Source organism: Kribbella sp. NPDC050820, assembly GCF_040653975.1.
In the GTDB taxonomy this organism is placed as follows: domain Bacteria; phylum Actinomycetota; class Actinomycetes; order Propionibacteriales; family Kribbellaceae; genus Kribbella.
Genome location: NZ_JBFAHB010000042.1, coordinates 1 through 14,974, shown reverse-complemented (window position 1 = coordinate 14,974; position 14,974 = coordinate 1). Strand labels below are relative to the sequence as shown.

Here is a 14,974-nt window from a genome sequence, read left to right as displayed (position 1 = left end):
AATTTGCCCGAAACTTTCGAGGAGTTGGATGTCCGCCTGGCGCGACACGACCGCACGTCCGGACGACCGGGTCGAGGCTTTGCTGGCCGAGCTGACCCTGCGGGAGAAGGTCTCCCAGCTGGCCGGCCTGTGGGTCGGCGCCCGGGACAGTGGCGAGGACGTCGCGCCGTACCAGCACGACATGAGCGCCGACCCGCCGGTCTGGGACGAGGTGATCCGGGACGGGCTCGGCCAGCTCACCCGCCCGTTCGGCACCCGGCCGGTCGACCCGACCACCGGCGCCCGGTCGCTGGCCGCGGCGCAGCGGCAGATCATGGCCGCCAACCGGTTCGGCATCCCGGCGATCGCCCACGACGAGTGTCTGACGGGCTTCGCGGCGTACGGCGCCACCATCTACCCGACCCCGCTCGCGTGGGGAGCCACGTTCGACCCGGAAATCGTCGAGACCATGGCCCGCCACATCGGCACGGACATGAAGTCGGCCGGGACGCACCTCGGCCTCGCACCCGTCCTCGACGTCACCCGCGACTACCGCTGGGGCCGCACCGAGGAAACGATCGGCGAGGACCCCTACCTGGTCGGCACGATCGGTACGGCGTACGTCCGCGGCCTGCAGGACGGTGGCGTTCACGCCACGCTGAAGCACTTCGCCGGCTATTCCGCCTCCCGGGCCGGTCGCAACCTCGCGCCCGTGTCGATGGGCCGGCACGAGCTGGCCGACGTGATCCTGCCGCCGTTCGAGCTGGCCATGGTCGAGGGTGGCGTCCGTACGGTGATGAACTCGTACGCCGAGATCGACGGCGTGCCGGTTGCCGCCGACCCGGAACTGCTGACCACGCTGCTACGCGACACCTGGGGCTTCGACGGGACGGTCGTCGCGGACTACTTCGCGATCGCGTTCCTGCGCACGCTGCACCAGGTCGCGGGCACCGACGGCGAAGCGGCCGCGCTCGCGCTGAAGGCCGGCATCGACGTGGAACTGCCGACCGTGCACACCTACGCCGACGCGCTGATTGCAGAGGTCGAGGAGGGCCGGCTCGACGTCAAGTACGTCGACCAGGCCGTGCGCAGGGTACTGCGGCAGAAGTGCGATCTCGGTCTGCTCGACCCCGACCTGGACCTCGAGCCGACCGGACCGGTCGAGCTGGACACCGCGGCCAACCGGGAGATCGCAGCGCGGTTGGCCGACGAGTCGATCGTGCTGCTCGCGAACGACGGCGTACTGCCGGTTGCCCCAGGCAAGAAGATCGCGCTGGTCGGGCCCCGTGGGATGGACGCGCACGCGATGCTCGGCTGCTACACCTTCCCGATCCACATCGCGCCCCGCTACCCAGGCACCGACGACGGCGTCCAGATTCGCACCCTCGCTGAGGCGCTCGTTGCGCAAGGCATCGATCTGAAGACGGCCGAGGGATGCGGGGTCGACGACGACTCCGACGACGGCTTCGAAGAGGCGATCACCGCTGCTTCCGAGGCGGACGTCGCGATCGTCGCGCTCGGCGACCGGGCCGGCTTGTTCGGCCGCGGTACCTCGGGCGAGGGCTGTGACGTCGAGACCCTGGCCCTCCCCGGACGCCAGGCCGACCTGCTCGACGCGGTCCTTGACACCGGTACGCCGGTCGTCGTCGTACTGCTGTCCGGACGCCCGTACGCCCTCGGCCGATTCGCACACCGTACGGCGGCCATCGTGCAAGCGTTCTTCCCCGGCCAGGAAGGCGGTCCGGCGCTGGCCCGGGTTCTGACCGGAGCCGTCAACCCGTCCGGCCGGCTCCCGGTCAGCCTGCCGCGGAGCGAGGGCGCGCAGCCCGGGACCTACCTCCATCAACCGCTCGGCGGCCGCAGCAAGGTCTCGTCGGTCGACCCGACACCACTCTTCCCGTTCGGCCACGGAACGTCGTACACGACCTTCGAGTGGACCGACTCGACCGCCGATCGCGAGACCACCCCAACCGACGGGACCGTGACGCTCAAGGTCACCGTCCAGAACACCGGCGCCACCGACGGCACCGAGATCGTCCAGCTCTACCTCGGCGACCCCGTCGCCAAGGTGACCCGCCCGGTCACCCGGCTGATCGGCTACCACCGCATCGACCTCGCCGCCGGCGAGTCCCGGACCGTCGAGTTCACCGTGCACGCCGACCTCACGTCGTTCGCCGACCGCACCGGCACACGCATCGTCGAGCCCGGCGAGATCAACCTCCGCCTGGCAAAATCCAGCACCGACATCCAGTCCACCCACACCGTCACCCTGACCGGCCCCGAGCGCACCGTAGACCACACCCGAACCCTCCGCTGCGCTTCGCGCGAAATCAGCTAGCGCCAAGCACGGACCAGGTCGTCCGGACCCCAGTGTGCGGCGAGAGGTATGCCTTCATCCACACCACATCGCGACACGGCAACCAGCGGCGTATCCGCCCCGGCGCCCGGCACCGTCGCCATGTCCCGCGCCAGTGCCTGATACTCGCGTCCGCCGAACGGTTTGGAATCCAGCCACTTGATCGAGCCCACGAAATGCACCGCGCGCGCGACCGGTTCGCGATCGGCCCCGACCAGGTCGATCTCGGGATTGTTCTGCCGGTTCCACCACCCGCCCACCGCCTCGGTGGCAGCCCAGCCATCGTCAGGCAGCAGCCGGACCAGGGACTCGCGGACGAGCGGCTCGACCGCCCGGCCGCGCCAACTCGTCCAGGCGCGTTCGATTCGCTCCAGTGCCAGGTCACCACGGCCGCGCTCGATGAGCGGGATTCCCCGTTGCAGGAAGGCCAGCCAGAACCTCAGGTAGGGATCCGCGATGCGGTACCGCTTGTTCTTGCTGTCGGCCTTGGTCGACAGCGGCAGATCGGCGACCAGGACCTGCTTCGTCTGCAGAGTCGACAGGAGTGGGGAGAGCGTTCCCGGCAGCATCCCGCGACCGCCGCCGGCCTGGGCCGCGACCGCTGAGAACGTCCGCTCGCCGGTACCTACTGCCTCCAGGACCGCACGCGACTGTGACGTCTCCGGAAACTCCCCCAGCAACGACAGTTCACCCGCCACCAGCAGCGGCGCGAGCGGATTGCTCGCGGCTTCCCGCAAGAAGGCCTTCCGGCTCATTCCCTTCTGCCAGGACTGGACGATCTCCGGAAAGCCTCCGGTCATCAGGAGTGCGTCGACCGCGTCGGCGGCATCCAGACCCGTCATCGCCTGCACATCCGCCAGGTGCAGCGGTCGCACAGTCATCTTCGCCGCCCGCCCGAAGAACGGCCGGCCGTAGGCCTGCAGCGCCTCCATCACCGACAGATCGCTGCCGACCAGGACCAGCAGGACGGGCTTGGCCGAAAGGTAGCGGTCCCAGACCGTCTGCAACGCCCCTTCGAACTCCGCGTCCTGCTCCACCAGCCAAGGGACCTCATCGATCACCGCGATGCTCGGGGTGTCATCCGGCAGTGCGATCGCCAGCGAACGCAGCGCCTGATTCCAGTCGCCGGACTGGAGACCGGCGACGAGATCGGCCCCGGGCAGCCCGGACAAAGCCGCGATGAACTCCGTCCGTTCGGCGGCCGGCCGACGGCCGCGGGTTGCCTGGAACATCACGTAGGGCAGACCGGACCGGTCGCAGAACTCCTGGGCCAGCCGAGACTTTCCCACCCGGCGACGCCCAGTCATGATCACGGCGCGCCCACGGCTGTCAGTGCCGCCGGCAGTTACCGTGCCGAGCTGCCGGTCGAGCAGCTTCAGATCAGCCGCCCGCCCCTTGAACCTCATCAGCCACACCTCCGAGAACAAACTATGAATCAATCATAGTTTTATTCAATCATAGTTTGATGCGGCATGATACGTCGCGACTATCGGTAGATCGTGCGGCCGGCTGCGTCTGGGGTGCCGCTGAGGCGGTGGAAGTGGGTGTTGACCTGGTCGCGCCACTCGCGGGCGTTGCGGAGCTGCAGGTCGAAGCGGGCTGTGATGTTCTCGCGGGTGGCGGGGTCGAAGCGGTCGGCGATGGCCTTCCAGCGGGCGATCATCGCTTCGACTTCGTCGTACCCCTGGAAGTGGGTGTCGTAGATGTGCTGCAGGACGGTGCGGCCGTTCTGCAGGACGTGGTCGTAGGGCACGTGGTGGAAGAACAGCAGCAGCTCGTCCGGGCAGGTGTGGACGTTCTCGTAGCCGCCGGCGAGGGGCTCCGGGTACTGCGCCGTGAAGCCTGATCCGGTCGCGACGGTCCGGTCGACGCCGATGCCGTACCGGTCGGCGAAGTGGTACGTCCCCCACTCGGAGTACTCGTACCCGTTGACGTTCGGCCCGTAGTGCGTGCCCGGCGTGACCATGAAGCCGACCCCCATCGGCGCGGTGTAGCGCTCGTACGTCCGCCACGAGTCCGCCATGATCTCGACCAGCTCGGCCCGGGTCCGGTCGTCCATCGCGAACGTCGCCGCGGCCCATTCGTGCAGCAGGCTGACCGGATCCGCGGCCGGGTCCCAGGCCAGCCGCCCGTACGCATAGAGGTTGCTCTGGGCAAGCTTGTGGCCGGTCCAGTTCGGATCGTCACCGACGTTGGCGACGCCCACGACCGCGGCGGCGCGCTCGGCCGTCGTCGGCGCGCCGGAGCCGGTGGTGTCGAACTGCAGGATCTCCCGCCACCACGGCCCCAGGTAGCAGAGGTCCTTCTGCTGACCGGTGTACTCCTGCGTCACCTGCAACTCGACCGCTGACGGGGTCTCCTGCAACTCCCCCAGCAACGGCGACACGGGTTCGCGCGGCTGGAAGTCCAGCGGCCCATGCTTGATCTGCAGTACGACGTTGTCGTCGAACAACCCGTCCAGCGGGACGAAGTGGTCGTACGCCGCCCGAGCCCGATCCGTACTCCGGTCCCGCCAGTCCTGATGGCAGTCGTAGACGAAGCAGCGCCAGTACACAGTCCCCTTGTACGGCGCCAGCGCCCGAGCCAGCAGGTTCGCGCCATCCGCATGATGCCGCCCGTAGCTGTACGGACCGGGCCGGTTCTCGGAGTCCGCCTTGACCACGAATCCGCCGAGGTCCGGCACCGCGTCGTACACCCGGCTGACGGCCGCCGACCACCAGCGGATCACGCGTTCGTCCAGCGGATCTGCCGTCTCCAGCTCACCGAGAACGAGCGGCGCCGCGAAGTTCACCGACAGGTGGGTCGCGATCCCGTACTCGCGGAACACCGCGGCGAGCCGGGAAAGATCAGGCAGGTGGTCGCTCATCAACCGGGTCTCGGCGGCATGCACGTTGCCGTTGTTGACCACCACCGCGTTGATCCCGACCGACGCCAGCAAGCGCGCGTACGCGCGGACTCTGGTCAGGTCCTGCACCACCCGGCCGTCGCGGAAGAATATCGATCCACCGGAGTACCCGCGCTCGACGGAACCGTCGAGGTTGTCCCAGTGCGCCACCATCCGGACCGGGACCGCCGGCCGCTCGACCACGGTGAAGTCGCCGGTCATCCACTCGAAGTACCGCAGCAGGTAGAAGTACCCGTAGAGCAGGCCGCGGCCGCCCTCGGCGGCGACGACCAGTTGGTTGCCTCGTCGCGTCACCACGAAGCCTTCGGGCCCGAGCCCGTCGGCCGGCAACGCCTGCTCGACCCACGGAGCGAGCGGCGTCTCCTCGAGCCGTCCAAGGGTGCACAGGGCAACCTCTACGTCATGTGGGACTCGGCGGGTCTGCCGGAGCTCGCCCCGGATCGTCTGCGCCAGCGCCCCGGAGGCGTGGATGGTGACCTCCGGCAACCGCTGGCCACCAAGCCAGCACGGGTCAAACGTCATCCGAGCGCAACACCACCACACCGGTTGCCGGGAGCACCAGCTTGTCGCCGGCCTCGATCTGCGATCCGGTGAGTAGGTCGGTTCCTGACTTGTCGGCCGCCACTCGCACCTCCCGGTCCCCGTGGTTCAGCAGGAAGAGATACCGCTGACCGTCCTTGTAGCGCCGCGTCGCTTCGACGCCGTCGATCCTCGCATACGACCCGGTCACCCCGGCCTCCTCGATCACCGACCCCAGTACGGCGTCGAGGCCGGCTGCGTCCAGCATGGTCCCGATGTACCACGAGTGCCCCGCGCCGAAGCGGTGTCGCGTGACGGCCGCCGTACCCGCGTAGAAGTCGGCGGAGTAGGTGCCGATCACCTCGGCGTGCTCGGGAATGACCAGGTCGAAGACGAGTGACGCCTCCGACGTCAACCCGTCCAACTGCACGGGGTTCACCACGGTCGGAGGCTGCGCGTCGGTCTCGTCCACGCGGATGCCGAGCACTCGCGCGAGCGGTCCCGGGACATCGGTCAGGAACGCGTTGTCGTCGACGTCGACCCGCCCGGACAGCACACCGGTCACGAACTTTCCACCGCCCGCGACGAAGCCCTTCAACTGCCGGCCCAACTCGTCCGGCACCATGTGCAGCAGCGGGGCCAGGACCACGTCGTACGCCGAAATGTTGCCGTCGACCGGGATCACGTCGACATCCACGTCGAGGCGTTGCAGGGCCGTGTACCAGGCGATCGCGGTCTGGACGTAGGACACGTGCCGGGACGGACCGTCGGAGATCTCGACCGCCCACCAGCTGTTCCAGTCGATCATCAGCGCGACCTTGCTGCGCGTCTCGGCGCCGACGAGGCCCTCGAGCAACGGGAGCTCGGCGCCCAACTCAGCGATCTCTTTGAACACGCGAGTGTCGGAGCGGGAGGCGTGGTTGATGACAGCGCCGTGGTACTTCTCCGACGCACCACGGGACGCCCGCAGCTGGAAGAACAGCACGGTGTCGGAGCCGTGCGCCAACGCCTGGTAGCTCCACAGCCGCATGACACCCGGACGCTTGACCGGGTTCACGTCCCGGCAAGCGGTCGTCGACGGCGTCTGTTCCATCAGCCAGAACGGCTTGCCCTTCAGCCCGCGCATCAGGTCGTGCGTCAGCGCCATCCGCGGCGCCGACCGGTCGTCCGGCGGGTAGTTGTCCCAGGAGATGACGTCCAGGTGCTCGGCCCAGCGGAAGTAGTCGAGCGGCCGGTAGAAGCCCATGAGGTTGGTGGTGACCGGCGCATCACTGTGTTGGCGTATGGCGGCCTTCTCCGCTTTGAAGTTCTCCAGCAGGGCGTCCGACATGAAGCGCAGGTAGTCGAGGGTGATCCCCTGGAACGCGGTGTGGTTCGGTCCACGCCAGTGCTCGCTCAACGCCGAGGGCGCGACGATCTCGTCCCAGTCGTAGAACGTGTGGCTCCAAAACGTCGTGCACCAGGCGTGGTTCAACGCCTCCAGCGTGCCGTAGCGGTTCTGCAGCCAGACCCGGAAGGCGGCTGTGCAGTTGTCGCAGTAGCAGGAACCGCCGTACTCGTTGCCGACGTGCCAGGCGACCAGGTTAGGCAGACCGGCGTACCGCTCGGCGATGCGGCCGGCGAGCTCGACCGAGAACCGCTGGAAGACCGGCGACGACGGGCAGTGGTTGTGGCGAGCGCCGTACACATGCTTGCGGCCCTCGAAGTCGACCCGCGTGACCTCTGGGTGCTTGCGCGCCAGCCAGGCCGGTAGTGCGCCGGTGGCGGTGGCCATGATGACGTTGCGGCCGTCCAGCGACTCGGTGATCCGGTCGAGGACGCCGAAGTCGTACACGTCCTCGGACGGCTGCAGCAGGCCCCACGAGAACACCCCGATCGTCGCGGTGTTGATCCCGGCCAGGTCGAACAGCCGGGAGTCCTCGGCCCAGACGTCAGCCGGCCACTGCTCGGGGTTGTAGTCGCCGCCGTACCAGATCGTCACACGAACCTCTTCTCCACGTCGGCGACCAGCGGTCGCGTCACTCGGGCCAGCAGGTAAAGCGCCGGAGACAACAGCAACACCGCAACCCAATCAGAGGTGAGCGCGACCAGGCCCGTGAACGCCGCGCCCAGGAGCAGGACGTTCAGCGTGCACCGCCAGCGCGCACCGAGGTAGTACGCCGCCAGTCGCGCGGTGTCACGCCCGCGGAACGAGAACCGGGACGTGATCACCACCGCGTTGGCCAGCCACACGGCCACCAGAGCCGCCACGACCGCCGGCGTGGTCGCGATCAGCACGACCGCCGGCACCCACACCTTGAGCACCTCGCGCCAACTCGACCGGTATCCCCGGACGAAGTCGCGCCCCGGCGATCCGTCCTTCCGGCGTACGGCGTACAGGCCGGCAACCATTGCCGGACCGGCCGGGATCAGCGCAACGGCGAACAGCGGCGCATTGCGCGGATCCGGCGCCAGCAGCAGGACCGTGGCGAACGTCGGCAGCAGCGAGATCACCAGGCAGCCCTCGACCACCATCAGGTGGTGGACGAAGGAGCAGCCCCGGTACAGCCTGCCGTCGACGAATCCCGTGGACAGCGTCGACATCACTTGCCGCCGTGTTCCGTCTCGTACTTCGTGTGCGCGTCGTTGACCATCTTCAGGTACTTCTCCGCACCCTTGCCGTTGAGCTCCTGGACGAACGCGTCCCACTGGTCCATCGGCCGCTGCCCGAGCACGAACTTCAGCGTCTGCTGGTTGACGTAGTCGGTCAGCGGCGTGTTCAGCAGCGTCGCCTGCTCCCGATCGGCGTCACTCAACGGGAACGGCGGCTCGACGGCCACCGGCTTGTGCGTCGCGGCCATCTCCTCCTGCCACTTCAGCTCCGCCGGGACCATCATCGACTGCAGCAGCTCGGTCGTTCCGCCGTACGCGAAGACGCCGCCGGAGAAGCCGAAGTCCTTGCGCAGGTCCTTCTTCCCGGCGCCCGGGTTCAGGCCGTTGTAGTCGATGGCCGGCAGCAGCGCCGGCTTGCCGTCCTGCTGCTGGTACGTCGTGCCCTCGACACCCCACTTGGCGAACATCTGGCCGGCGTCGGAGTACCAGAGCCAGTCGACGAACTGCATCATCGCGACGAAGTTCGGCTGCTCCTTCGCCTTCGCGCTGATCATGATCCCGTTCTCCAGCCGGGACCCGCCCATCACCTGACCGGCCGGACCGCCCGGGACGAGGATCCGGGCGACCTCGTACTTGCCCTTGCCCAGTGTGCTGTCCATCGTCTTGCGGTACGTCGTGATCTCCTGCGAGTTCCCGCTGATCACGAACGACTGGCCGGTGACGAACTTCTGGATCGCCTGGTCGTCCTGCTGGGTGAACGTCTCCGGATCCAGCAGCTTGCCGGTCACCAGCTTGTTGAGGTAAGCAACCATGTCCTTGTACTGCGGCATCCCGGCCGCGGCCTTGAACTGGCCTTCGGACTGGTTCCAGACCGCGCCGTCGCCGTACCCCCAGCCGGCCGCCGTGCCGTAGGCCACGGCCAGCTGGTTGAGCAGGTTCTTGCCCTGGTAGCGGTCCGAGAACGGCGTCTTGTCCGGGTAGGCCTGCTTCAGCTTGGCCAACGCAGCCGCCAGGTCGTCCCAGGTCTTCGGCACCGGGATGCCCTGCTGCTTGAAGATGTCGGCCCGGATGTTCAGGGTGTAGTCCGGCCAGAGCTCCTCATGCAGGCCGGGCAGCAGGTAGAACTTGCCGTCCTGCTGGCGCAGCGTGTCGATCTCCGGCTCGAGCTTCCACTTCTTCATCTTGTCCTGGAAGTTCGGCATCAGGTCGAGGTAGTCGCTGACCGGCAGGATCGCGCCGGACGACACGTACGCCGACTCCTGACCCGGGTAGGTCTTCGGGATGATCAGCGGCGCGTCCCCGGCCGACACCAGCAGCGACCGCTTCTGCTCGTAGTCGCTCAGCGGTACGACGGTCGGCTGCAGCGTGACGTTGTTCTGCTCGGCCATCGCCTTCCAGAGCAGCCAGTCCTTCTTGTACGGGTACGTCGGCGGGTCGTTGTAGAGCACCGAGAACGTCACCGGCTCGGTCGCCTTGAACTGGGTGCCGACGGCGTAGTTGTCCATGGCACCGGTTCGGTTCTTGCTGGTGTCGGCCTTCTCGTCACCGCCGCCGGAACTGCACGCGGACAGACCCAAGGCGGCGGCCAGGGCAAAGGCGATGCCCGCCCTCTTCACGCTGATCATGTGGACTTCCTTTCAGAAGGGCGATCCGGCGTACTCAGCCCTTGACGGAGCCGAGCATCACGCCGGTGACGAAGTACCGCTGGACGAACGGGTAGACGCAGAGGATGGGCAGGACGGTGAGCACCATGGTCACCGCCTTGATGCTGGCCGCGATCTGGGTGAGGTCGTCGCCGGTCGCGCCGGCCGAGGTGCCGGAGGTGGCGCCGGCGACCAGGTTCCGCAGGTAGATCGTGACCGGGAACAGCGACTTGTCGTCGAGGTAGAGGAAGGCGCCGAACCAGGCGTTCCAGTTCGCCACCGCGTAGAACAGCATTATCGTGGCCAGGATCGCCTTGCTCAGCGGCAGCACGATCCGCAGCAGGATGCCGAACGTGGTCAGGCCGTCGATCATCGCCGCCTCCTCGAGCTCCGGCGGCATGTTCTCGAAGAAGGCCTTCATCACCAGCAGGTTGAACACGCTGATCGCGTTCGGTAGCACCACCGCCCACAGCGTGTTCTTCATCCCGAGCTGGGAGACCAGCACGTAGTTCGGGATCAGCCCGCCGTTGAAGAACATCGTGAACACGACGAACCCGATGATGAAAGTCCGGCCGCGCAGGTGCCTCTTCGACAGCACGTACGCCATACAGGTCGTGAGCACCAGTGAGATCGCGGTCGCGACCACGGTGTAGAGCACGGTGTTGGCGTAGTTGCGCCAGAACATCGCGTCGTTCATCACGACCTGGTACGTCGAGGTGTCGAAGCCGACCGGGAACAGGTTGACCTTGCCGGCGCTTATCGCCGACTCACTGCTGAACGACTGCGCGACGATGTTCAGGAACGGGTACAGCGTCAGCACCACGACCAGCAGCAGGATCGCGACGTTGAAGACCTGGAAGGCCCGGTACCCGGTGCTGTCCTTGATGCCGGCCGTCTGGTTCACCACAGTCCCGCTCCCAGTACGCGGCGCGAGATCGCGTTCGCACCGAAGACGAGCGTCAGGCCGACCACGGCCTCGAACAGGCCGATCGCGGTCGCGTAGGAGAAGTTGTTCGACACCAGACCGACCCGGTAGAGGTACGTCGAGATGACGTCGGCGGTCTCGTAGGTCAGCGGGTTGTAGAGCAGCAGGATCTTCTCGAACCCGACCGACAGGAACGAGCCGATGTTCAGGATCAGCAGCGTCACCACGGCCGGCGCGATCCCGGGCAGGGTGATGTGCCAGGTCTGCTTCCACCGGTTGGCGCCGTCGATCCGGGCCACCTCGTACAAGGTGTCGTCGATCTGGGTGAGCGCGGCCAGGTAGAGGATGGTGCCCCAGCCGGCCGTCTGCCAGACGTCGGAGGACACGTAGATGGCCCGGAACCAGTCCGCGTCCTGGATGAAGTTCACCGTGCTGCCGGTGGTTGCCTTCAGCACCTGGTTGACCGTGCCGTGCAGCGAGACCAGCTGCAGGATCATCCCGGCCACGATCACCACCGAGATGAAGTGCGGCAGGTAGGACACGGTCTGGACGAACTTCTTGAACCGCTGCCCGCGGAGCTCGTTCAGCAGCAGCGCCAGTACGATCGGGATCGGGAAGACGACCAGCAGGCTCAGGCCGCCCAGCACCACCGTGTTGCGGAACACCTGCCAGAAGGTCGGGTCCTCGATGAACATCCGGATGTAGCGCAGCCCCACCCACTGCTCGCCGAACATCGATCCGCCGGGCATGAACCGGCGGAACGCGATGATGTTCCCGGCCATCGGCAGGTACTTGAAGATCACGATGTACGCGATCGGCAGCGCCAGCAGCGCGTACAGCCGCCAGTCCCGCTTCACGTCCGCCCAGACACCCCGGCGGCGCTGTACCTCAACACGGCGGTTGTGCACGCCCGCAGCCCTCCTCACCGAGTCTCTTGGTCGCTCACACAGAGTTCTCGAAACTTTCGATGGGAACTTCGATACTTGAACGTGGACACACCGTACGCACGCCCCCACACGCCGTCACTAGGTTGAGCAAGCGTTTTCCGGAGTCGGTCCGTTCAAATGGTTGAGACGTAAGCCACGCCCGCCCGGGGTGGGTCGTCGTACGTCGGGGTGGGAAGAATGGGCTCATGCTGCAGCCGACGCGGGAGGTGACTCCCTACACCGAGCTGGACCGGGCGGCCTGGGCGCAACTGGCCGAGACGACCGTGTCCCCGCTGACGGCCGAGGAGATCGAGCGGCTGCGCGGTCTCGGCGACGAGATCGACATGGACGAGGTACGCGAGGTCTACCTGCCGCTGTCGCGGATCCTCTCGCTCTACGTCCGGCACGCCCGCGCCCTGCACGCCGACACCGAGAGCTTCCTCGGCAAGCCGGCCGCGACCCGGACGCCGTTCGTGATCGGCATCGGCGGGTCGGTTGCCGTCGGCAAGTCGACCACCGCCCGGTTGCTGCGCGAGCTGCTGGCCCGCTGGCCCGAGCACCCGCGGGTCGCCCTCGTCACCACCGACGGGTTCCTCTGGCCGAACGCCGAGCTCGAGCGCCGGAGCCTGATGATGCGCAAAGGCTTCCCGGAGTCCTACGACCGCAAGGCGCTGCTGCGCTTCGTGGTCGAGGTGAAGTCCGGGATGGACACCGTCGAGGCGCCGGTCTACTCACACTTGCACTACGACCGGATGCCCGGCGTCCGGACCACCGTCGAGCAGCCGGACATCCTGCTGCTCGAGGGCCTGAACGTCCTGCAGCCCGCGCCGCGGCACGCGGACGGCAAGAGTGGCCTGGCGGTCAGCGACTTCTTCGACTTCTCCGTGTACGTCGACGCCGCCGCCGACGACATCCGGTCCTGGTACGTGCACCGCTTCCTCAAGCTGTGGGAGACGGCCTTCCGCAACCCGGAGTCGTACTTCGTCCGGTACGGCGAGCTCAGCCGGGACGAGGCGATCAAGAAGGCCGAGTCGCTGTGGGACGGCATCAACGGCCCGAACCTGCGGGAGAACATCCTCCCCACCCGCTCCCGCGCCACCCTGGTCCTCCGCAAGGGCGCTGACCACACCGTGCGTTACGTCCGGTTGCGCAAACTCTGAACCGCCGGCACGATCGCCACGGCGACGACCGCGGCAGTCAGTGCGAAGGCGACCGAGTAGCCGGTGCCGGCGACGATCGCGCCGAAGACGATGGCGCCGATGCCCCAGCCGCCGTCGTACGCCAGGTTCCACAGCGCGCTGACCTGGCCGTAGCGGGACTTCGGGACCCGGTTGTACATCAGTGACAGCGTCAGGTTCTGCGCTGCGCCGAAGCCGATGCCGAACAGGGTGGAGCCGACGACGATCGCGGTCGCGCTCCCGATCAGGACCAGGGCGCCGGCGCCGAGCGCAGCCAGGACCAACGCCACCGGCAGCAACTTCGCCGGGCCGACGCGGTCGCCGTACCGGCCGGCCAGCCAGCGGGCGCCGGGGGCTGTGATGGCCTGCATCAGCAGGGCGGCGGCCACCAGGGACTGGTTCTCCTCGGCAACGGCCAGCGGCAGGAAGGTGACGCTGATGCCGGCGGCGACGGTGACTGCGGCGAACACGAACGTCGGCATCAACAGGCCGCTCCCCCGCAGACCGCCGAGCACCTTGACGTGCTGCTCTTCCGTGCTGGGCAGCTTGGGCATTCCGCCGAGGGTGATCAGACCGACCAGCGAGGCCGCCGCGGCGAGGACGAACAGCGCGTCGAAGCCGATCACGCCGGTCAGGTAGACGCCGAGCGGCAGACCGATCGCGGCCGGCAGTCCGACGACGACGCCGTACACACCGAACGCCTCACCGCGGCGGTGCGCCGGAGTCACCTCGGCGATCAACGCGACCGCGCCAACGACCAGGATCGCCAGTCCGGCACCGCGGACGACGCAGACCGCGAGCACCAGCGGCAGTGACGCGGTGGTCAGCAGGACCAGGGACGGCGCGCCCAGCAGGACCAGCCCGAGCCCGAGGACGACCTGGTACCCCCAGCGGGCCAGCATCCGGGGCACGAGCAGCTCGACGCCCACCGCGGACAGCATCATCGCGCCGGTGGACAGCCCGGCGCCGATGCCCCCGGAGCCGCTGGCGGCCAGGTAGAGCGGGACCACCGAGGTGAGCAAGTACATGCTCAGCGAGGAGCCGAACACGGTAAACAGCAGCCGGCCGAACTGCCCGGTGAGCAGGCGCGGTGTCGCGGGAACCAGGGTGATTTCGCAGGTGGTCATGCCTCAAACCTAAGAACAGACCGGTCTCCCCTACAGATCCAGTTTCAACCCGCCACAGAGGACCAGTATCGGAGCGGTTACCTTCGTCCGATGGGTGACTCGGTACACTTGTGGTTGGCCCCGGCCGGCGACCCGTCGGCCGCCCACACGCTCCTGCTCGACCTGGCCGCCTCCTTACTAGGCGGCACGCCGTCCCTGCACCACACACCAACCGGCCAGCCCCACATCGACGGCCTCTCCGTAAGCCTCAGCCGCACCCCCACCCTCACCGCAGCCGCCGCCTCCTTCGCTGCCCCCGTCGGCATAGACATCGAAGACCTCCACCCCCGCGAGGTGGGAGGACTAGCACGCCGCTGGTTCGACCCCCTGGAACTGCAGTGGCTAACGGGGCAAGCCGACCAGCTGACCGCCTTCCTGCACCTGTGGACGGCGAAGGAAGCTGTAGGCAAGGCGCTCGGGTTAGGCCTACACAACACCGGCCTCCGCCGCCGCATGCCGCTCCCTCCCACCAACGACCCGCCGCTCCGCGCCGGCCTGGTCCCGTCCGCCCCAACCCTCGCAGTCCTACACCCACCCGTCGACAAACAAACCATCCTGGCCCTGGCCGCCCCCGCAACAACGGCCGAGCTGGCAGTGACCACGCATCACCAAGCCGTCCCACACAGAACGGTCGCATCACAGACGAGCCTCCGAGTGGTTACCCAAGGCAACTGATCGACGAGGCGGAGGCGGCAATCCCCTCAAACCGTAGAGACTTGAGTTTGTTGTTTCGGTTGTTGGCCGGCTTCCCGCTGGCTGCCTGCCGATCTCGCCCGGAGCCGGGG

The 14,974-nt window shown here is 67.7% G+C and carries 11 protein-coding genes; 3 read left to right on the top strand and 8 right to left on the bottom strand.

Translation table 11 applies throughout. The features are described from left to right. Nucleotides 1-28 precede the first annotated feature (28 nt). Nucleotides 29-2,317: a glycoside hydrolase family 3 N-terminal domain-containing protein gene (locus AB0H36_RS29580; protein ID WP_360530594.1), complete on the top strand. Its 2,289-nt coding sequence runs from the start codon at nt 29-31 to the stop codon at nt 2,315-2,317. Here AB0H36_RS29580 and AB0H36_RS29575 read toward each other — a convergent pair. From AB0H36_RS29575 to AB0H36_RS29545, 7 genes are all read right to left on the bottom strand, one after another. Further along, nucleotides 2,314-3,741, bottom strand: coding sequence for an ATP-binding protein (locus tag AB0H36_RS29575; RefSeq protein WP_360530592.1), 1,428 nt, complete (start codon nt 3,739-3,741; stop codon nt 2,314-2,316). The genes AB0H36_RS29580 and AB0H36_RS29575 overlap by 4 nt on opposite strands. Nucleotides 3,742-3,821: 80 nt before the next feature. After that, a complete protein-coding gene (locus AB0H36_RS29570) occupies nt 3,822-5,762 on the bottom strand; it encodes an alpha-glucuronidase (RefSeq protein ID WP_360530590.1) in 1,941 nt (646 codons plus the stop codon). After that, nucleotides 5,752-7,740 carry a beta-galactosidase gene (locus AB0H36_RS29565; protein ID WP_360530587.1) on the bottom strand — a complete coding sequence of 663 codons (1,989 nt, stop codon included), beginning with the start codon at nt 7,738-7,740 and terminating at the stop codon, nt 5,752-5,754. The genes AB0H36_RS29570 and AB0H36_RS29565 overlap by 11 nt, the downstream gene beginning before the upstream one ends. Further along, a complete protein-coding gene (locus tag AB0H36_RS29560; RefSeq protein ID WP_360530584.1) occupies nt 7,737-8,342 on the bottom strand; it encodes a hypothetical protein in 606 nt (201 codons plus the stop codon). The genes AB0H36_RS29565 and AB0H36_RS29560 overlap by 4 nt, the downstream gene beginning before the upstream one ends. Continuing rightward, entirely contained in the window at nt 8,342-9,976 is a 1,635-nt protein-coding gene (locus AB0H36_RS29555) for an extracellular solute-binding protein (RefSeq protein WP_360530581.1), read from the bottom strand. The genes AB0H36_RS29560 and AB0H36_RS29555 overlap by 1 nt, the downstream gene beginning before the upstream one ends. Before the next feature lie 34 nt (nt 9,977-10,010). Continuing rightward, on the bottom strand, nt 10,011-10,901 hold the full coding sequence (locus AB0H36_RS29550; protein ID WP_360530578.1) for a carbohydrate ABC transporter permease: 891 nt from the start codon (nt 10,899-10,901) through the stop codon (nt 10,011-10,013). Further along, nucleotides 10,895-11,845, bottom strand: coding sequence for an ABC transporter permease subunit (locus AB0H36_RS29545; protein ID WP_360530575.1), 951 nt, complete (start codon nt 11,843-11,845; stop codon nt 10,895-10,897). Before AB0H36_RS29545 ends, AB0H36_RS29550 begins: the two co-directional genes overlap by 7 nt. Before the next feature lie 206 nt (nt 11,846-12,051). Here AB0H36_RS29545 and coaA point away from each other — a divergent pair, with 206 nt between their 5' ends. Then, nucleotides 12,052-13,005, top strand: a complete 954-nt coding sequence (coaA, locus tag AB0H36_RS29540; protein ID WP_360530572.1) for a type I pantothenate kinase — start codon at nt 12,052-12,054, stop codon at nt 13,003-13,005. Here coaA and AB0H36_RS29535 read toward each other — a convergent pair. Beyond that, complete coding sequence (locus tag AB0H36_RS29535) at nt 12,981-14,150, bottom strand: MFS transporter (RefSeq protein WP_360530569.1); 1,170 nt, start codon at nt 14,148-14,150, stop codon at nt 12,981-12,983. The genes coaA and AB0H36_RS29535 overlap by 25 nt on opposite strands. Before the next feature lie 90 nt (nt 14,151-14,240). Here AB0H36_RS29535 and AB0H36_RS29530 point away from each other — a divergent pair, with 90 nt between their 5' ends. After that, on the top strand, nt 14,241-14,864 hold the full coding sequence (locus tag AB0H36_RS29530; RefSeq protein ID WP_360530566.1) for a 4'-phosphopantetheinyl transferase superfamily protein: 624 nt from the start codon (nt 14,241-14,243) through the stop codon (nt 14,862-14,864). The last annotated feature ends 110 nt before the right edge of the window (nt 14,865-14,974 follow it).

Excerpts from the sequence above, each read along its gene's own strand:
- AB0H36_RS29580 (WP_360530594.1), top strand. The coding sequence starts at position 29 with ATGTCCGCCTGGCGCGACACGACCGCACGTCCGGACGACCGGGTCGAG.
- AB0H36_RS29575 (WP_360530592.1), bottom strand. The coding sequence starts at position 3,741 with ATGAGGTTCAAGGGGCGGGCGGCTGATCTGAAGCTGCTCGACCGGCAG.
- AB0H36_RS29570 (WP_360530590.1), bottom strand. The coding sequence starts at position 5,762 with ATGACGTTTGACCCGTGCTGGCTTGGTGGCCAGCGGTTGCCGGAGGTC.
- AB0H36_RS29560 (WP_360530584.1), bottom strand. The coding sequence starts at position 8,342 with ATGTCGACGCTGTCCACGGGATTCGTCGACGGCAGGCTGTACCGGGGC.
- AB0H36_RS29555 (WP_360530581.1), bottom strand. The coding sequence starts at position 9,976 with ATGATCAGCGTGAAGAGGGCGGGCATCGCCTTTGCCCTGGCCGCCGCC.
- coaA (WP_360530572.1), top strand. The coding sequence starts at position 12,052 with ATGCTGCAGCCGACGCGGGAGGTGACTCCCTACACCGAGCTGGACCGG.
- AB0H36_RS29535 (WP_360530569.1), bottom strand. The coding sequence starts at position 14,150 with ATGACCACCTGCGAAATCACCCTGGTTCCCGCGACACCGCGCCTGCTC.
- AB0H36_RS29530 (WP_360530566.1), top strand. The coding sequence starts at position 14,241 with ATGGGTGACTCGGTACACTTGTGGTTGGCCCCGGCCGGCGACCCGTCG.